The organism is Umezawaea sp. Da 62-37 (genome assembly GCF_032460545.1).
Lineage (GTDB): Bacteria > Actinomycetota > Actinomycetes > Mycobacteriales > Pseudonocardiaceae > Umezawaea.
Map to the genome: position 1 here is coordinate 6,734,578 of NZ_CP135965.1, position 18,152 is coordinate 6,752,729.

Annotated in this window: 18 protein-coding genes; 10 read left to right on the forward strand and 8 right to left on the reverse strand. The window is 70.0% G+C overall.

Features of this window, described 5'->3' with window-relative positions; translation table 11 throughout:
- Positions 1–20: 20 nt before the first annotated feature.
- Positions 21–1,892: a hypothetical protein gene (locus RM788_RS31080; protein WP_315921676.1), complete on the reverse strand. Its 1,872-nt coding sequence runs from the start codon at positions 1,890–1,892 to the stop codon at positions 21–23.
- A gap of 650 nt (positions 1,893–2,542) precedes the next feature.
- Between RM788_RS31080 and RM788_RS31085 the strand changes: the two genes are divergently transcribed.
- The 3 genes from RM788_RS31085 to RM788_RS31095 all read left to right on the forward strand — a co-directional run bounded on the left by RM788_RS31085 (position 2,543) and on the right by RM788_RS31095 (position 5,750).
- On the forward strand, positions 2,543–2,743 hold the full coding sequence (locus RM788_RS31085; RefSeq protein ID WP_315921678.1) for a hypothetical protein: 201 nt from the start codon (positions 2,543–2,545) through the stop codon (positions 2,741–2,743).
- Positions 2,736–3,347: a DUF6879 family protein gene (locus RM788_RS31090; RefSeq protein WP_315921680.1), complete on the forward strand. Its 612-nt coding sequence runs from the start codon at positions 2,736–2,738 to the stop codon at positions 3,345–3,347. The genes RM788_RS31085 and RM788_RS31090 overlap by 8 nt, the downstream gene beginning before the upstream one ends.
- A 138-nt stretch (positions 3,348–3,485) precedes the next feature.
- Positions 3,486–5,750 carry an ATP-binding protein gene (locus RM788_RS31095; protein ID WP_315921682.1) on the forward strand — a complete coding sequence of 755 codons (2,265 nt, stop codon included), beginning with the start codon at positions 3,486–3,488 and terminating at the stop codon, positions 5,748–5,750.
- A 271-nt stretch (positions 5,751–6,021) separates the two neighbouring features.
- Here the strand turns inward: RM788_RS31095 and RM788_RS31100 are convergent, their stop codons facing one another.
- Entirely contained in the window at positions 6,022–7,278 is a 1,257-nt protein-coding gene (locus RM788_RS31100) for an MFS transporter (protein WP_315921684.1), read from the reverse strand.
- Between the two features lie 495 nt (positions 7,279–7,773).
- On the opposite strand from RM788_RS31100, the gene RM788_RS31105 reads away from it, so the two are divergent.
- Positions 7,774–8,865, forward strand: coding sequence for an S-(hydroxymethyl)mycothiol dehydrogenase (locus RM788_RS31105; protein ID WP_315921686.1), 1,092 nt, complete (start codon positions 7,774–7,776; stop codon positions 8,863–8,865).
- A gap of 48 nt (positions 8,866–8,913) precedes the next feature.
- Here the strand turns inward: RM788_RS31105 and RM788_RS31110 are convergent, their stop codons facing one another.
- The 3 genes from RM788_RS31110 to ribA all read right to left on the reverse strand — a co-directional run bounded on the left by RM788_RS31110 (position 8,914) and on the right by ribA (position 11,376).
- On the reverse strand, positions 8,914–9,804 hold the full coding sequence (locus RM788_RS31110) for a hypothetical protein (RefSeq protein ID WP_315921688.1): 891 nt from the start codon (positions 9,802–9,804) through the stop codon (positions 8,914–8,916).
- A 124-nt stretch (positions 9,805–9,928) separates the two neighbouring features.
- Positions 9,929–10,732: an inositol monophosphatase family protein gene (locus tag RM788_RS31115; protein ID WP_315921690.1), complete on the reverse strand. Its 804-nt coding sequence runs from the start codon at positions 10,730–10,732 to the stop codon at positions 9,929–9,931.
- Positions 10,729–11,376 (reverse strand): GTP cyclohydrolase II, encoded by a 648-nt coding sequence (ribA, locus tag RM788_RS31120; protein WP_315921692.1) that lies wholly within the window; start codon positions 11,374–11,376, stop codon positions 10,729–10,731. Before ribA ends, RM788_RS31115 begins: the two co-directional genes overlap by 4 nt.
- 92 nt (positions 11,377–11,468) lie before the next feature.
- On the opposite strand from ribA, the gene RM788_RS31125 reads away from it, so the two are divergent.
- The 4 genes from RM788_RS31125 to RM788_RS31140 are packed head-to-tail and all read left to right on the forward strand — an operon-like array spanning position 11,469 to position 14,666.
- Positions 11,469–11,867, forward strand: coding sequence for a 6-pyruvoyl trahydropterin synthase family protein (locus tag RM788_RS31125; RefSeq protein ID WP_315934809.1), 399 nt, complete (start codon positions 11,469–11,471; stop codon positions 11,865–11,867).
- On the forward strand, positions 11,864–12,889 hold the full coding sequence (locus RM788_RS31130; RefSeq protein ID WP_315921695.1) for a glycosyltransferase family 4 protein: 1,026 nt from the start codon (positions 11,864–11,866) through the stop codon (positions 12,887–12,889). Before RM788_RS31125 ends, RM788_RS31130 begins: the two co-directional genes overlap by 4 nt.
- On the forward strand, positions 12,886–13,680 hold the full coding sequence (locus RM788_RS31135) for a class I SAM-dependent methyltransferase (protein WP_315921696.1): 795 nt from the start codon (positions 12,886–12,888) through the stop codon (positions 13,678–13,680). Before RM788_RS31130 ends, RM788_RS31135 begins: the two co-directional genes overlap by 4 nt.
- Positions 13,680–14,666, forward strand: coding sequence for a lysylphosphatidylglycerol synthase transmembrane domain-containing protein (locus tag RM788_RS31140; protein ID WP_315921698.1), 987 nt, complete (start codon positions 13,680–13,682; stop codon positions 14,664–14,666). The genes RM788_RS31135 and RM788_RS31140 overlap by 1 nt, the downstream gene beginning before the upstream one ends.
- Here RM788_RS31140 and RM788_RS31145 read toward each other — a convergent pair.
- Together RM788_RS31145 and RM788_RS31150 are read right to left on the reverse strand one after the other, a co-directional pair.
- Complete coding sequence (locus tag RM788_RS31145) at positions 14,565–15,284, reverse strand: creatininase family protein (protein WP_315921700.1); 720 nt, start codon at positions 15,282–15,284, stop codon at positions 14,565–14,567. The genes RM788_RS31140 and RM788_RS31145 overlap by 102 nt on opposite strands.
- Entirely contained in the window at positions 15,265–16,254 is a 990-nt protein-coding gene (locus RM788_RS31150; protein WP_315921702.1) for a zinc-dependent alcohol dehydrogenase, read from the reverse strand. Before RM788_RS31150 ends, RM788_RS31145 begins: the two co-directional genes overlap by 20 nt.
- A gap of 44 nt (positions 16,255–16,298) precedes the next feature.
- On the opposite strand from RM788_RS31150, the gene RM788_RS31155 reads away from it, so the two are divergent.
- Both RM788_RS31155 and RM788_RS31160 read left to right on the forward strand, forming a co-directional pair.
- A complete protein-coding gene (locus tag RM788_RS31155; protein WP_399340610.1) occupies positions 16,299–17,048 on the forward strand; it encodes a CDP-alcohol phosphatidyltransferase family protein in 750 nt (249 codons plus the stop codon).
- A complete protein-coding gene (locus RM788_RS31160; RefSeq protein WP_315921704.1) occupies positions 17,041–17,436 on the forward strand; it encodes a DoxX family protein in 396 nt (131 codons plus the stop codon). The genes RM788_RS31155 and RM788_RS31160 overlap by 8 nt, the downstream gene beginning before the upstream one ends.
- On the opposite strand, the gene RM788_RS31165 is transcribed toward RM788_RS31160, so the two are convergent.
- Positions 17,437–18,108, reverse strand: a complete 672-nt coding sequence (locus RM788_RS31165; RefSeq protein WP_315921706.1) for a RibD family protein — start codon at positions 18,106–18,108, stop codon at positions 17,437–17,439.
- Between the last annotated feature and the right edge of the window lie 44 nt (positions 18,109–18,152).

Here is an 18,152-nt window from a genome sequence, read left to right on the forward strand (position 1 = left end):
CTCCAGGACTGGTCAGGTCGTCAGGTCGTGGTTTCGGATCCAGTCGGTTCGGTGGACGCCGTGTCGTTGCTCCCGTTCGGCTCGGCTGCCTCAGGGGAGGCGTGGTGCCGCCGTTGGAGCTCATCGCGTTCGGCGTCCGGGATCGTCATCGATTCGGCGAGCACGGCGGCGAGCGTGTCCACTTGCTTGTTGTCGATGTCGGTGTGGAAGAGCCACCGGATGTTCTCGTCGCGCGTGATGAGGTCGATCGCCGAGCGTGAGCCGTTGTCCCGCGTGGTGGTCGCTCGGATGTACCGCACCTGGTCGATCGGGATGTTGTGGCGGATCTCGGCCTGCTCGAGGAACGCGTTCGGCTTGGCCATGATGATGCGGCGATCCGTGACGGCGATCAGTGTTCTCGCCGTGGACTTGTCCGCCGCCGCCGTGAACATGTCCAGCGCACCGCCGACGATCGCGGAAACGGGACTGACGGTGACGAGCTGGTCGGGGAAGCCGAGGACGCGCAAGGATTCACCATCCTCGAAGAGCCAGCGCAGAATGCGGAGGTACGGCTCGGAATCCAGCGATTCGGGTGCGCAGACGACGCCCGGTGCGTCGAGTGGAGGGGTCGGCGGATGGAGGGCGTCAGCGAGGGGCTCGATCGCGTTCAGAAGCTCGGCGGAGAGTTCGCGGGCTGCCTTCACGTCGTTCCGCTTCCCCAGCAGCGGCCACGAGTCGGGGAGGGCGAGTTCGGCGGTGATCCGCAGCTCCCGCGTCAGCGCGTCGATGAGGCTCGTCGTCTCGGCGAGAGCGGAGTCGAACTCCTTGCGGGTGTCGCGCGCGATGATCTCGGCGTACTGCGCTTCTTTGTCGTCCTCGCGTCCAGCGGCTCTCGCCCTCGCGGCGCGAAGCGCTTGGTACCCGGTCCACGCGTTGAGGGAGGACAGGAGGGCGTGGACGTCGAAGGCGACCACTTTGCCGTTGGTCTGCAGGTATTCGCGGTGGCTGCGCGCGTCGGCCCGGTTGATCTGACCGACGTGGTCGCGGACGTTCCCCCGGTAGAGCTCGAGCTGCTTCCGCAGCAGCGCTCCACTGCCCGCGACGTCCTCCCACAGGGACGTCGGGACCGACTCGATCTCCCGCGCCTGGTCGACCGCGCGATCGATGGCGGCGACGAGCCCCGTCAGTTCGGCCCACTGCTCCTTGCGGATGGTGGTGAGGACCTGGTTCGCCACCGCGAGGTTGGTCTTGACGAGGTCCGTGACCTCGCTCAGCATCATCTGGAGGGCGATCATGGCCAGCGCCGGACCGACCGAGGCCGCGAGCGGCGCCTTGCCCACCGCGCTCACGGAGTAGAAGCGGGCCTGATGCAGGATGCCGCCGGGGCCCATCACCGCCCCGAGGCTCCCGCCGTCCTTGGCGGCGAGCGTCGCACCGCTTCTCAGCAGGGTCTGTGCGTGGTCGCCAATCCGGTAGAGGCCCTGCACGTTGGTGAACGCGTTTCCGAGATTGCCGACAACGGTCGCCGCATTCCCGATCGACGCAAGGATTGCTGAGATCTGCTTGCGGTCGGCAGCCGGCACGATCCCGAAGTCGATCAGATCGGGCTTCAGGTCCGGCGGGATCTCACCGGCGATGACAGCCACCCCCGGGAGCACCTCCACCAGAACCGTCGACGTCGTCGAGTCGATGTCCGAGTCGGCCGTCGGATCGTCCACAACGGGCAAGTCGGTGGTGTCGCTTCGGCCGTTCTTCCCAGGCCCGGCGATCTCCGTCGAGTCTGAAGGGTTCTGCATGCGATCTCCTCCCACAGTCCGGGTGCCCTGCGCCCGTCTGTTCCGCTCTATCCCGAATTCGTCGTCGTGGGCACTCTTCAGGTGAAGTGGCACCACTTTCGAACCGTTGTCCCTCAAACGTCACCTTGTCGCGGTGGGCGCGCCTGGCATGTCACGAAACGCCGCTATCGACCAGTTGGTCATCACTGGCGACTGCGTGGAACCAGCTGAGCACTTCGATGAGCTGTTCGCGTGCCATGTCCTCGGCCAGGCTCTTTGCTGTCGCAGGTCTCCTCCAGCCACTGCGGCACCAGGGTGCGCTGGTGCGGACTCAGCAGGGATCACAGCGCTCCGTCGAATCCGAACCCGATACCGCGCACCTCTGGTGATCGCTCATGGACACCTCTTCGTTTCACCGGAGCGGGAAGGGGCGGCACCCCCGGTGTGACCAACACGGCGATGCCTAGTCCGGAAGTGTGTCGCCCAGATGGTGGGCGGGAGTTGGCAAATGCACTCAATGTGAATAAAAGCCGGTCGATCATGTGTTCCAATGCGCCTGTACGGTGGTCCTGTCTTCGATGGAATAGGCGTCAAATCTGCAATTCTGCGGACTGGCGTCGTGAGGTGTTCACTAACATCGAAAACCAGATGGACGAAGTTGTCCGAGCAGATGTCGCCATACAGCATTTCCGGAATCGAATCGAACGCAAGGGGATTTCATGAGTCGCCCTTGGGAAGCCGACCCCGTCGCGCACTTCACCAGACGACTTGGCAGGTCAGCTGCTCAGTTGGGCGTCACCAACGACGATCCCTCCTGCCCGGACATCTGGGAGTTGGCCAACGGTGACATCGCGGTCATCGGTCGAGACCTCACAGCGGACTACGCGCCCCGCTTGCCCGAAGGCGTCCACATCGGTGCGGACGAGAAACTCGTTGTGATCCCCGGTGTCATGCTGCGGGCAGCCAAGACGGACATCGTCGATGAGTGACTCCGAGCTCGTCCTGAGCGGCACCAGACTGAGCGTCGACGAGTACCTCGACGACTTCAAGGACAACTTCTGGCACGACAACAGCGGCATGAACTGGAAGCTGGAACGGCGTCAGGAGTTCGTCGAGTCCTCCAACGAGAGTTGGGAGGCGTCCAGGCGCAACGACTGGCGGAGGTCGATCGACCTGCTGGAGGAAGGGCGTGCGAATGTCGCCGCCTACGAGCGCAGGATCAGCGACAAGGGCATGGAGGTGCGTCGTGTGCGGGTGGTGGAGAAGCCGATCACGTCGTACCTGCTCTGGGAGTTGACCTCGCTCCACGTCCGCTACCAGGTGGGTGGGAAGATCCGGGTGGTCGAGCGCGACCAGGTCGGTGCGTTCGAAACCGGCGGCACGGTGCTCCCCGAACTCTTCCTCCTCGGGCGGGCCATCGCCTACCAGGTGCTCTACGACGGCGAGGGCGCGTTGAGCGGTGCGGTGAAGTGCACTGTTCCCGATGAGGTCGGGCTTTGGGGTGACGTCGTGGCCTCTTTGTACGACCAGGGTGAAGAACTCGGCTCGTTCTTCGACCGCGAGGCGGCCGGGCAATTGCCTTTGGCGGGCTGACAGGTCATGACGGGACCCGACAGGCACAGTTGGGGTGAATCGCGCAACGACCTGAGCGGATCAGCTGAGGACGTCGTTCAGGCCCGTGATGTGATCGGCGGTGTGCACTTCCACCGTTCCGGACGCTCCGTTACCCCTATGCCACGGCAGTTACCCGCCGACGTGCGCGGTTTCGTCAACCGTTTCGACGACCTCGAATCGCTCACGCTGACATCGGCGGAGGTGGCGGACCGGGTCGTGGTGTGGGTGGTGGTCGGCACCGCCGGCGTGGGCAAGACGTCGCTGGCGGTGCGGTGGGCGCACCAGGTCGCCGGTGACTTCCCGGACGGTCAGCTCTACGTGAACCTGCGCGGTTACGACGCCGGGCTGCCGATCGGTCCGGACGAGGCGCTCGACCGCTTCCTGCGCGCGTTGGGAGTGCCGGGCAACCTCGTGCCTGCCGACCTGGACGCGCGCTCGGCGTTGTTCCGGTCCCTCCTCGCGGGACGCAAATTCCTGATCCTGCTGGACAACGCGGCGTCGCCGACCCAGGTGAGGCCGCTCCTGCCGGGGACCGCAGGCTGCCTCGTGCTGGTGACCAGTCGCGACAAGCTAGCCGGCTTGGTCGCCCGTGACGGGGCACGTCGGCTGCGATTGGACATCCTGCCGCTCGACGAGGCCGTGTCGTTGTTGCGGGAACTGATCCACGAGTACCGCCCCCAGGACGACGACGAAGACCTGGCGCAACTGGCCGGGCTGTGCGCACGTCTGCCATTGGCGCTGCGCATAGCGGCGGAGCGGGCGATCGGCAAACCGCGGACGTCACTGCGGGACATGATCACCGAACTGCGCGACGAGTCGAGCCTGTGGGACGCCTTGGGATCGGACGACAGCGACGCCGTCCGCACCGTCTTCGCGTGGTCCTACCGGGCGCTGTCCAAGGGAGCGAGTCGGCTGTTCCGCATGCTCGGTCTGTACCCCGGTGACGACTTCGGGCCCGCGGCCGTCGCGGTGCTGCTTGGCGAACCCGTGCCCACCGTGCGGCGCCTGCTGGAGGATCTGGCAGGCGCGCACCTGCTGGCGAGCACGGCACCGGACCGCTACGAGTTCCACGACCTGCTCCGGCTCTACGCGCAGGACCAGGCGCGAACAGAGGAATCACCGGAGTCGGCGACGGCGGCGCTGGAGCGCTTGGCCGCCTGGTACCTGCACGCGGTGTGGAACGCGGTCCGGACGCTGATCCCCGAAGCCGCTGCCCGCGAACTGCCTGCGCTGCCTCCGGAGGTATCTGCCCCGGTGTTCGCGGACCACGAGGACGCCTTCGCCTGGTACGAACACGAGCGCCGGAACCTCCGGTCGATGATCCGCGTCCTGGAAGCGCAGGGGCGTAACGATGCCGTGGCGCTGTTGGCGGACATCCTGCGCGAGATCTACGCCCGCTACAACCACTTCGACGACTGGATCACGACCGGCGTGGCAGGTCTGGCCGCGGCTCGCCGATCGGGAAACCGCCGCGGCGAAGCGGACGCGTTGGAAAGCCTCGGCAAGGCGCACACGCAGCAGGGGAACCGGGCCGAGGGGATCGAGCACCAGACGTCGGCGCTGTCGATCAGGCAGGAGATCGGCGACCGGCGTGGCGAACTCGCGTCCACCAACGCGCTCGGCCTGGCGCACCTGCGCAACCACGAACCGGACACGGCGCTGCGGCACTTCCGGCGTTCCCTCGAGATCGCGGACGACCTGGCGGACGGCTACTGGACAGCGGTGGCGTCCAACAACATCGCCAACGCCCTCATCGACCTCGACCGCCCCCAGGAGGCCGTCCCGCTGCTCCACACCGCCCTGGCCGGGTACCGGCGCCTGTCGATCCCCGGTGGCGAAGGCGACGCGTTGCGCGGGTTGAGCCACGCGCACCGCCTGCTCGGCGTTCCGGATCAAGCGCACCGCTTCATCGGCGACGCGCTGTCGATCGCAAGGGATCGCAAGAACCAGGCGTGGGAAGCGTTCTGGTCACTGGAGGCCGGACAGGTGTCCCTGGCCCTCGGTGACCCCGATGAAGCCCTGGTCCTCTACCAGCGCGCGGCGTCGCTCCAGCGGCAGTTGGGCGACAGGGTTCGGGAGGCTGCTGTCCTGGATGCCACCGGTGAGGCGTACCAGCGGTCGGGGCGACCTGCGGATGCCACCGCGTTCCACCGGTACGCGGTGGACGTGTTCCGGCAATCCGGTGAGCGGTGGCGGTTGGCGGTGGGCCTTCGCAACCTGGGGAGCGTTTTGATCGACACGGAAGGCTTACCAGCGGCGGTGAGCGTTCTGGATGAGGCGGCAGCTCTGTTCGCACAGTTCGACGACCCGGCCGCCCGCCGCCACCACGCCGAGGTTGGCGTACTTCGTCGAGGTGGAGAAGACGGTCCTGCAACGCTCTGATCGACTTGCCCGAGGTGCCGTGCGCAGTATTGGTCGTGAGCTTGTGATGGGGTTCGGGCCGAGTTCATGTGGCAACGGGGAACGGGTGTTCGATCGTTGAGGTTGGCCCTGTCCTATTCACGCTGATTTTCATGGCAGTGGCGGCCGAGTCCACGGCAGGTGGGTGTGGGTCCGATTGTTTGTTTCGATCGGTCAAGGGCTGGTCGTGGCATTGGCGTCGCGGTCCCAGCCGCTCATCTCCACGATCTGCCATCGGCCGCGGTTACCTGGGTTACTCCGCCGCGATGGTGGCGGCGACCGGAGTGGTGTCGGTCGGGTCCGTGGGGGTGAGGTTGGGGTCTGGTTGGCGGGAGACGAGGATTGCGGCGGCGGTGGTGAGGGCGGCGCAGCCGAGGATCATGGGTATGTAGCTGTGTTCGACGTCGGCGATGATGGCGCCGACCTGGCTGCTCAGGGCGACGGCGACCATGTGGAGTGACCAGAGGACGCCGAGTGCGGTGCCGCGGGAGCCCTTGGGGACGATCTGGGTGATCCAGACGGTGGTGGCGACGACGGTGGCGAGGTAGCTGGCGCCGAAGACGGCGCCGAAGGCCAGGACGGCTACGTCGGAGTCGAAGAAGGGCAGCAGGAGCATGGAGGCCGCTCGTACCAGGTAGGCGCCCATGAGGGTGGCGCGGATCATGCCCTTGTCGCAGAGCCTGCCTGCCACCAGGGAGCCGATGATCTCCAGGATTCCCAGCAGTACGAAGGACAGCGAGCTGACGGCCGGGGTCACGCCGTGGTCGTGCATGTGGGGGAAGAGGTGGACGTCGATGAAGGCCATGGTGGTGCCGCAGGCGAAGAAGGGGAGGATGAGGCCGCGGACGCGCTTGTTCTGGAAGGTGGTGCGGATGCCTTGCCAGAGCGTGGTTTCCGAGGGGGTGGGGCGGCCGCCCTGCCTGGCGGAGTACTTGACCAGGACCAGGGAGAGGGGGAGCAGGACGGCGATGAAGATGATGCCGACCGCGAGGAGGATCTGGTTCCAGCTCAGGGTGGTCCCCAGGAACGTCCACAGTGGAACGAGGACGATGAAGCCGACTGCGGCGCCGTTGGTGAGGACGGCGTAGACGAAGCCGGCGTTCTTGCCGCGGAAGAGCTGGTCGGCGAGTACGCCGAGCGGGACGAACGAGAGCATGGTGCAGCCGATGGCGCCCAGGACGCCGTAGGCGAGGACGAACATCCAGATGTCGGTGGCGTACGCGCAGAGGATCAGCACGCCGCCGGTGGTGGCGGCGCCGATCGCGAGGACGGGCACGGCGCCGACGCGTTCGGCGAGGTGGCCGACCGCGGAGGAGACGAGGGCGGTGACCACGGCGAAGAGGGTGGTCGCGATGGCGAGCGTGCCGCGGTTGACGTCGAGGCCGTCGGCGATCGGCAGGAACAGCACCTGGACCGTGCTCTTGAGCGACGAGCCCGCCATCGAGATCAGGAAGCTGACGGTGGTCGCGAACAGGACGAACGCGGTGATTCGGCCGGCTGTTCTGGTCATGCCGCTGAACACCCCCCTTTTGTTGTCCGGCGGCGCGCGTGCGACACCATTTCAAGATCAGTGGCGGAGTCCGGTGCACTCCGACGGGTGCCCGGCGATCCGCGGGACATCCTGACACGGGGGAACTGCCCGAAGAACGATTTTTCGTGCCGGCGGGGGCAGTGATAGGAATGGCGAATAGGTGCACGCGGTTCGGGTGACCGTGTCGAGGGAAACCCTATTAGGTCGTTGACAGTGCGGCTTCGGTGTGCGCGGAAGCGCCTCTACCTGGGCGTTGTCCCGTCATACGGTCTTCGCATGTCCGATTCGGGATGTGCTGGTGAGGGCTGTGCTCCGTGTGCATAATACGGCGGCCCCGGTCGTCCGGCGGTAATGGGCGGTGCCCGGTGGGCGATTTTTCCGGTGCGCGGCCCATTCGACGGCGACGGTCGGGCGAATCCGCGCTCCCACCGGAGCGGACTTCCGGAAATCACGACGGACGGGAAATGACGGGCGATGTCGCAGACGGCTAAGGCAGTGGTCGCACTCGGCAAGGGGCGGCCGGTCGAGGTGCGGGACATCATCGTCCCGGATCCGGGACCGGGGGAGGTGACGGTCCGGGTCCAGGCGTCCGGCGTCTGCCACACCGACCTGCACTACCGGGACGGTGTCATCGGCGACAAGTTCCCCTACCTGCTGGGCCACGAGGCCTCCGGCGTGGTGGACCGGATCGGGCCGGGCGTGCACAACGTGGCACCCGGCGACTTCGTGATCCTCAACTGGCGCGCGGTGTGCGGGCGCTGCCGCCCGTGCCGCCGCGGCAACCCGACCGCGTGCGTCGACGACTTCGTGGCGGATCAGCGGATGACGCTGGCCACCGGTGAGCCGCTGGGTGCCGCGCTCGGCATCGGCGCGTTCAGCGAGCTGACCCTCGTCCACAGTGGACAGTGCACGCCGGTCGACCCGCGGGTGGACCCGGCGGTCGCCGGGCTGCTCGGCTGCGGCGTGATGTCGGGGCTCGGCGCGGCGATGCACACCGGCGGGGTCACCAGGGGCGACTCGGTCGCGGTGATCGGCATCGGCGGGGTCGGCGGGGCGGCGGTGGCCGGGGCGAAGCTGGCGGGCGCGACCCGGATCATCGCCGTGGACGTCGACGCGCGGAAGCTGGTGCACGCCAAGGAGTTCGGTGCGACGGACGTGATCGACGCGCGGACCACCGACGACGTGGTCGCCGCGATCAGGGCGCTCACCGAGGGCCTCGGGGCGGACGTGGTGATCGACGCGGCGGGCTTCCCGGAGACCTGGCGGCAGGCGTTCTACTCCCGCGCGCTGGGCGGCACGTTCGTGCTCGTCGCCCGGCCGGACGCGGGCATGCGCCTGGAGATGCCGCTGCTCGACGCGTTCCTGCGCGGCGGGACCTACAAGACCTCCTGGTACGGCGACTGCCTGCCGTCGCGGGACTTCCCGGCGCTGGTGGACCTGCACCTCCAGGGCAACCTGCCGCTGGAGAAGTTCGTCACCGAGAGGATCTCGCTGGCCGACGTCGAGGAGGCGTTCACCAGCATGCGCCGCGGCGACGTCCTGCGCAGCGTCGTGGAGATCGGCTGACCGACGGACGGCGCCGCCGGGACCGGGGTCCCGGCGGCGCCCCGGTGATCAGCCGAAGAAGACGGACCTGATGCCGTCGGGGAAGCCGATCGCGGCGAGGTCGGGGACGTCTTCGTCGATCACGAGCGACTTGCCCTTGCAGCCCGCGTCGGACCAGATCTTGAGCGAGCCGGACGGCTGGATCGACTTGATGTCGCCGCGGATGTCCTTGCAGCCGGGGCCGGTGATGCCGCTGGCGGAGTTGTCACCGCTGAAGTCGTCGAAGTTCTTGCCGGTGAACACGGTCGCCGAGGTGGCGGGCTTGGTGTCGGACGAGGCGGGCGGCGGGGTGACGGGCTTCGCGGGGCCCGCCTTCCGGCCGTCCGGCGTGACGCCGAACCAGGTGCCGCCGACGCCCTGGCCCAGGGTGTCGCCGGGCTTGGTGTCCTTCGCGAAGCGGTAGACGGGCCAGCCCTTGATGGTGATCTGGAGCTTGCCGTCGTCGCGCTTGACGACGCCGATGTCGTCCTTCTTGATCCCGGCGAAGAACACCTTCCCGCCGTGCGCGACGGTGACCGGCGGCCAGGTCACGGCGCAGTCGCCGTTGCAGGTGGCCTTGGACGGGTCGGCCGAGTCCTTGTCGAACCGGTACAGCGTGAGGCCCGCGCCGTTGATCACGACGGGGTTCAGCTCACCCGCGCTGGCGGCGCGGAGCGACACCCACTTCTCCCGCGTTTCCGCCGGGGCGTCGACGGGGGCCATGTCGCCCGCCTTCTCGTCGGCCTTGTTGGACCGCGCCGTGCCCGACAGCGGCTGCACCTCCGAGGAGGTGCCTGCGCCGCTGTCGGACGACGGCTGCGACGCGGGTTGCGCGGCGCCGCCGGTGGAGCCGCAGGCGGACAGCGCGATCGCGCCGACCGCGAAAAGGGCGGCAAGGGGCCAGGCGTGCTTGCGCAGCATTTGTCTTCTCCGGGAGTGGTGTGGTGCAAGTCGATGTACGACTCAAGCACGCACGCGCACCCGGATCGGTTCAATCCTTTTCGGATTGATCTGGAAAACCCCGCGCGGGCCGCGAAGTGAGACGTCAGCGCCGAGCGTCCACTTGGGACTCGTGGAGGATCCGCAGCACCTCGGGGCGCAGCCCGGCGCACACCGCGATCGTCGTCGCGGAGTCGGCGGTGTGCTCGGTGTCGTCGAGGTCGACCACGACACCGCCCGCCTCGCGGACCAGCAGCACACCGGCGAGCGTGTCCCACGGCATGTTCGCCAGGATGATCGACGCGTCGAGCCTGCCCTGCGCCACCCACGCCAGGTCGATCGCGGCGGTGCCGATCATCCTGATCCGCTGCGCCCGCGCGCCGAGCCTGCTCAGCAGCGCCATCCGGACGCCGTTCTTCGCCTCCGCGCCCTCGCCGCGCGCGAAGTCGCCGATGGAGATCACGGCCTCGGACAGGTCGTCGACGGCGGAGGCCCGGATGCGCTCGTCGTCGACGAAAGCGCCCCCGCCCTCGACGGCGGAGTAGGCGACGCCGAGGAACGGGGCGTCGATGGCCGCGAGCACGCCCCGGCGCCCGGCGACCAACCCCAGCGACACCGCGCACAACGGGATGCCGCGGGCCAGGTTCGCCGTGCCGTCGACCGGGTCCAGCGCCCACCACAGGGCGTCGTCCGCCGGACCGCTGCGGCCGTGCTCCTCGCCGAGCACCCCGATCCCCGGCGTCTCCCTCGACAGGAACGCGCGCACGGCGTCCTCCACGGCGAGGTCGACGTCGGTCACCATGTCGCGCTCGCCCTTGGCGACCACCGACCGCGGCGCGCGCTCCAGGACGATCCGGTGGCCGATCGCGACGGCTTCGCGGGCGATCGGCAGCAGGTCGTCGAGGTTCAACGGTCGGCCGCGTGCGGCAGGTCGGCCTCGAACACGTCCACCTGCGGGAGGTCGTGGCCGAGCCGGTCGCGCTTCGCTGTCAGGTAGCCGATGTTGTGGTCGTTCGCGGGCATCAGCAGCGGCACGCGGGCCGCCACCACGATCCCGTTCGACTCGAGCGCCGCGATCTTGTCCGGGTTGTTGGACATCAGCCGCACCGACCGCACCCGCAGGTGCTTGAGCACCAGCGCGGCCGGGCCGTAGTCGCGGGTGTCGACGGGCAGTCCCAGCGCCGTCGCGGAGTCGAGGGTGTCCATCCCCTGCTCGTCCTGGAGGACGTGCGAGCGGACCTTCTCGACCAGGCCTATCCCGCGGCCCTCGTGCCCGCGCAGGTAGATCAGGATCCCGCTGCCCTCGCGGACGATCGCGTCCAGCGCGGCGTCGAGCTGCTCGCCGCACTCGCACCGCATGGCGCCGAAGATGTCACCGGTCATGCACTCCGAGTGCACGCGGACGAGCACGTTCCCGCGCATCCGGGTCTTCCCGTAGACCATGGCCATGTGCTCGTGCCCGTCCGCCCGGAACGCCACGGCGCGGAACGTCCCGCGCCTCGTCACCAGGTCCGACTCGGCCACGTCTTCGCGACTGATGGCTTGCTCGTGCATCCGGTCCCCTCGTCACCAGGTTCCGTCCGATCGCATCTACTCTCGGCCGGAAGTCGTACCGTAACCCGGCTCGACCACACATGGAGGTCACCCTGTTCAGCATCACCGTCCGCGATCACGTGATGATCGCGCACAGCTTCCGCGGCGAGGTCTTCGGTCCGGCACAGCGCTTGCACGGTGCAACGTTCGTGGTGGACGCGAAGTTCAACCGGACCGACCTCGACTCCGACAACATCGTCGTCGACATCGGACTGGCCACCCAGGAGCTGGGGAAGGTCCTCGCCGAGTTCAACTACCGCAACCTGGACGAGGTACCCGCTTTCACCGGCGTCAACACGTCGACGGAGTTCCTGGCGAAGGTGATCGCGGACCGGCTGGCGGACCGCGTGCACGACGGCGCGCTCGGCGAAGGCGCTCGTGGACTGAGCGCGATCTCCGTCACGTTGCACGAGTCCCACATCGCGTGGGCGAGTTACGAACGTCCGTTGTGACCGTCCACGTCGTCCTCCCCGGCGGCGTCGACGACCTGGCCGACCCGAGCGGGGGCAACGTCTACGACCGCCGCGTCCGCTCCGGGCTCGGGGTCGGGGCGGTGACCGTCGGGGGCTCCTGGCCGCATCCGGGGGCGAGCGCCCGCGCGGAACTGGCGGGCGTGCTGGCCGGTTTCCCCGACGGGGCGGTCGTGCTGCTCGACGGGCTGGTGGCCTGCGGCGTTCCCGAGATCATCGGGCCGGAGGCGCACCGGTTGCGGCTGGCCGTCCTGGTGCACCTGCCGCTGGCCGACGAGACCGGGCTGGACCCCGCCGAGGCGGCTGGACTCGACGCCGCCGAGCGGGCCGTCCTGCGGGCCGTGAGCGCGGTCGTGGCGACCAGTCCGCGGGCGGCGCGGCGGCTGGTCGAGCACCACGGGCTGGCTCCCGAGCGGGTGCACACCGTCATGCCCGGCACCGACCCGGCGCCGCTCGCGCCCGGCAGCGGCGGGTCCGGGCGGCTGCTCTGCGTGGCCTCGGTGACCCCGCGCAAGGGGCAGGACCTCCTGGTGGAAGCCCTCGCCGCGCTGGCGGACCTGCCGTGGACGCTCGACTGCGTCGGACCGCTGCGCCACGCGGGCCACGTGGCGCGGGTCCGCGACCTGGCCGAACGGCACGGGCTCGCCGACCGGGTCCGGCTCACCGGGCCGCTCACCGGCGAACCGCTCGACCGGGCCTACGCCGCCGCCGACCTGTTCGTGCTGCCGTCGCTCGCCGAGACCTACGGCATGGTCGTGACCGAGGCCCTCGCCCGCGGCCTCCCGGTGCTCGCCAGCGCGGTGCCCGACGCCCTCGGCGACGGCGGCCAACTCCTCCCGCCGGGTGACGTCGAAGCGCTCGCGACCGCGCTGCGGCGCTGGCTCACCGACGAGGACGCCCGTCGTGAGCTGCGGGAATCGGCCCGGCGCCGTCGGGGCGGGCTGCCGACGTGGGCCGCGTCCGTCCGGGATCTGGAACGGGTGCTGGCTAGCCTGCGCGGATGACGACACCTGGCTTCGCCCCGGAATGGCTCTCCCTGCGCGAGAGCGCCGACGCCGAGGCCCGCTCGGCCGAGCTGCCCGATCTCCTGGGCTCCGCGTTGAACCGGAACCCCCTGGTCGTCCGTGACCTGGGGTGTGGAACCGGATCGATGGGACGATGGCTCGCCGCGCGGCTGGGCGGTGAGCAGCACTGGGTGCTGCACGACCGCGACCCCCGGCTGCTCGACCTGGCCGGTGCGAGCATGACCGGCCCCGGCATCACGGTCGAGACGCGGGAGGGCGACCTCACCGCGCTGCGCGCCGCCGACCTCAGGGGCACCTCGCTGGTGACCGCGTCGGCGCTGCTCGACCTGCTGACCGACGGCGAAGTGAACGAGATGGCCGCCGCGTGCGTAGAAGTCGGTGTGCCCGCACTGTTCACGCTCTCCGTCGCCGGGAAGGTCGAGCTCGATCCGACCGAACCGCTCGACGCCGCGTTCGAGAAGGCGTTCAACGCCCACCAGCGCCGCGTCGTGGACGGCCGTCCGCTGCTCGGCCCCGACGCCGTGGCGGCGACGACTGTCGCGTTCGAGACGCGCGGCGCCAAGGTGGTCACCCGGCCGAGCCCGTGGCGGCTCGGAGCGGACCAGGGCGCGCTGACGGCGGAATGGCTGCGTGGCTGGGTCGCCGCGGCCTGCGAGCAGGACCCCGACCTGGCCGCCGACGCCCCCGCCTACCTGGACCGGCGCCTGTCCGGCGACCTGCGGGCCGTGGTGCGCCACACCGATCTCCTGGCGCTCCCGAGGGCCGTCTGATGGGGAGGCTGTGGCCGTGGCTGCGACTGCTGCTGGCGGTCGGCATCCTCGTGGCGCTGGGGTGGCGGCTCGGCACGGGCGCGTTCGTGGACGGGCTGCGCGCGATCAGCGCGTGGTCCGTGCTCGCCGCGCTCGGCATCGGGCTCGCGACCACCGTGCTCTGCGCGTGGCGCTGGTGCGTCGTCGCCCGCGGCCTCGGCCTCCCCCTGACGCTGGGCACCGCCGTGGCGGACTACTACCGCGGCCTCCTGCTCAACTCCGTGCTCCCCGCGGGCGTGCTCGGCGACGTGCACCGCGCGGTGAACCACGGCAAGCAGTCCGGTGACGTCGGCCGCGGCGTGCGCGCGGTGGTGTTCGAGCGGTTCGCGGGCCAGGCGGTGCTCATCGCGATCGGTGTCGCGGTGCTGCTCACCCGGCCCGCCGCGGCCGTCGACCTCGTGCCGGGCCGCGGTGTCGTGCTCACCGCGCTGGCGGTGCTCGCCGTCGCGGCCGTGCTCGCCGCGGGTTCCCCCGCGGTGCGCCGGGCGCTGCTGACGACGTGGGCGGACGCGCGGACGGGCCTGCTGTCCCGGTACGCCCTGCCGCGGGTGCTGTTCTCGTCCGCGGCGACCGTGGTCGGGCACCTCGCCCTGTTCCTCGTCGCCGCCAGGGTCGCCGGGTCGACGGCGTCGACCGGGCAGCTCGTCCCGCTGTTCGTGCTGGCGCTGCTGGTGATGGCGGTGCCGGTCAACGTCGGCGGCTGGGGACCGCGCGAGGCGTTCCTCGCGGTCGCCTTCGGCGCGGCCGGACTCGGCGCGGCGCAAGGGCTCACGACCGCGGTCGTCTACGGCGTGCTGGCCATGGTCGCCGGTCTGCCCGGTGTCCTGGTGCTGTTCCGCGCGGCCTCACCCGTCGAGACCGCCCCGGTCGGGATCGCCGAGCACGTCGAGGTACTGCCCGAACGACTCGACCAGCCCCGCGAGGAGGTCCTGCCCCTTGCGGCTTGACGCCAGCGACGGTCGGCCGACGACACCGGACTCCGTGTACGGGGCCAGGCCGAGCGTCAGCATGTGCCGCCGGTCGTCGGCGAGGTGGTCGCCGGCCTCGTACCCCGGCCGCACGACCTCGGGGTGGGCGTGCAGCAGGATCGACGTCTCCAGCTCACCCGCGTGCATGTCGCTGTCGGCCGAAGTCTCGATGCCCGCCGCGGTCCGCGCGTCCTCCCAGTCCCGCGGACCGGGGAAGAGGGCCATCCCGTCGGACTCCTGCACGATGTTGGAGAGCACGTAGTTGCCGCCGTGTCCGTTGACCAGCACCAGGTTCGGCACGCCGGAGCGGCGCAGCGAGTCGGCGATGTCGCGCACCACCGAGAACAGCGTGCGCGCCGAGATGCTCACCGTCCCCGGCCACGCCGCGTGCTCCTGCGAGCACGTGATCGTCAAGGGCGGCAACAGCTGCACGGGGTGCGCGTCCGCGATGGCCCGCGCGATCGTGCACGCGATGACGGTGTCGGTGGCCAGCGGCAGGAACGCGCCGTGCTGCTCGTGGCTGCCGACGGGCAGCACGGCGACGCTCGCCCGGCGGTCGCGGACCTCGGTCGTGGTGTCAAGCGGAACCAGGTGCATGCGCCGAACGGTAGTCAATCCGGTGGCACAGCGCAGGAAGCTCGCCGCTCGCCAGCCTCGGCATCACCTCGGGCAGCTCGTCGAACCCGCTCTCGCCGGTGATGAGCGCGTCGAACACCGGGTCCGCCAACAGGTCCAGCGCCAGCGCCATCCGTTCGGCGTAGGTGCGGTCGGGACGGCCGACCACGCCTACCTGGCTGCTGCGCACGGTGAGCCTGCGGGAGTGGAAGAACTCGCCGAGCGGCACGCTGATCCTCCTGTCCCCGTACCAGCTCAGCTCGATCACCCGGCCCTCCGGCGCGAGCAGTTCCAACGACCGCGCGAGCCCCGCCTCCGTGGCGCTGGCGTGCACCACGAGGTCGCAGCCCTCCGCCGCGTCCTCGGGCAGCGCGAAGCCGACGCCGAGCGCGTCGGCCACCTCGGCGCGGGCCGGATCGGCGTCCACCAGCTGGATCCGGGCGCCGGGGAACCGCGCCAGCACACCGGCCACGCTGCACCCCACCATCCCGCCGCCGACGACGGCGATCCGGTCGCCGATCAGCGGGGCCGCGTCCCACACCGCGTTGACGGCCGTTTCCACGGTGCCCGCGAGCACGGCCCGTTGCGGCGGAACCGGTTCCGGTACCGGTGTCACGGCTTCGGCAGGCACGACGTACTCCGTCTGGTGTGGATGGAGGCAGAACACCGTGCGGCCAAGCAGATCCGGCGCTCCTGCCTCGACCACGCCGACGTTGAGGTAGCCGTACTTGACCGGCCACGGGAAATCGCCCTCCTGGAACGGCGCCCGCATCACCTCGTGCTGGTTCTCCGGCACACCACCGCGCAGGACAAGCGTCTCCGTTCCCCTGCTGACACCCGAGTAGAGCGTCCGGACGAGGACTTCGCCGGGGCCCGGATCGGGGATCTCCTGGTTCCGGATCTCACTTTTTCCGTTCGAGGTGAACCAAAGAGACCTCGCCGCGCGTGTCATCCAAGAACCTCCAATCAATACGGGGCCCACTGCCAAGGGGCGTGATGACCACACTTCAGCACAACACCACGATGTCGGCCGTGCCGGAGCACGCGGCGTGGGCGGGCGCGCAAGTGCTCATGCTCGGCGTGCTCGACGGCACGGTGGGGCTCCACGTCGTCGGCTGGCTCGCCGGACTCGCCTACGCCGTCGCGACCCTGGCGCTGCTCGGCGGCGCGTTGCAGCGGTCGGGCACCGCGCTGGGCCCGGCCGACCGGGTCACGCTCGCCAGGGGCGTCCTCGTCGGCGCCGTCGCCGCGCTGGTCGTGGACCGCGCGGGGGACGGCGTGCCGACGACGCTCGTCGTCGTCTTCACCGCAGTGGCGCTGTCGCTGGACTTCGTCGACGGCCAGGTCGCCCGGCGCACCGGGACCGCGTGCCCGCTGGGGGCCCGGTTCGACATGGAGGTCGACGCCTTCCTCATCCTGGTGCTCAGCGCCCACGTGGCGCTCGAACTGGGCCCGTGGGTGCTGCTGATCGGTCTGATGCGCTACGCCTTCGTCGCGGCGTCCTGGCTGGCGCCGTGGCTGTCGGCGGACCTGCCGCCGAGCTACGCCCGCAAGACCGTGGCCGCGTTGCAGGGCGTGTTCCTCGTCGTGGCCGCGTCCGGTCTGCTGCCCCGTGCGGAGGTCGTCGTCGGGGCCGCGCTCGCGGCGCTGCTGTGGTCGTTCGGCCGGGACACGGCGTGGCTGTTCCGCAACCGTCCCGCTCTGGTGACCGAGACCACCGCGGTGGAAGGATATGTCCATGTCTGACCGGGTCGGTACCGCGCGCAACGTCGGCAACATCGTGCTGTGGGTGGTCCAGATCCTGCTCGCGGCCTACTTCGTCTACAGCGGGTACTTGCTGTTCGGCGACGGGACCATCCGGAAGTTCGACGAGATCGGCTTCGGCCAGTGGCTGCGCTACCTGACCGGCGTGCTGGAGATCGCGGGCGCCGTCGGCCTGCTGATCCCGCGGCTGTGCGGCCTGGCGGCGCTGGGACTCGCGGGCGTCATGGTCGGCGCCGTCGGCACCGAGCTGTTCCTGGTGGCCAAGGGCGGCCCCGTGCTGCCCGCCGAGTTGCTGGTGGTGTGCCTGGTGGTCGCCTTCTTCCGCCGGGACACCATCCTCGCGCTGCTAGCAGGCCTGCGCCGGTCCTGATCAGAGCTTGGGGAAGTAGCGCAGCACGGCCACGTCGCCGAGCTTCTCCACGGCTTCGAGGTGGAAGCGGCGGGCCGGGCCGCCGGGGAACTCGCCGGGGTTCACGAACCGCGGCGCCGAGCCCTGCCCGATGAGCATCGGCGCGATCGCCATCCGGATCTCGTCGGCCAGCCCGGCCTCCAGGAAACCGGTGTGGATCCGGCCGCCGCCCTCGACCATGAGCCGGTCCACGCCGCGGCGGCCGAGGTCGTCGAGCAGGTCGCCGAGGTCGATCGCCGGTCCGAGCGCGACGACCTCCGCCAGGCCGCCCAGGCACGCCGTCGCCGTCGCGCGGCCGGAATCCGTTGTGTAGACGAGCTTCTCGCCGCCGTGGTGCCAGAACTTCAGGTCGGCGTCGAGGTTCCCGGTGCTCGTCACCGTGATCTTCACCGGGTGCTCGGGAAGTCCGGCCGCCACTCGCGCGGCCCGGCGCTCGGCGCTGTTGACGAGCAGGCGCGGGTTGTCCCGGCGCACGGTCTCGGCGCCGACCAGGATGGCGCCCGACTCCGCGCGCGTCCGGTCGACGTGGTCGAAGTCGTCCGCGTTGGACAGCGGGAACCGCTCCGCGCTCCGGTCGTCGATGAAGCCGTCCACGCTGACGGCGACGCTGAGCAGAACGTACGGGCGCGTCACGGTTCGTCCGTTTCGTGTTGGCGAACAAGGCTTCCCGACACGGT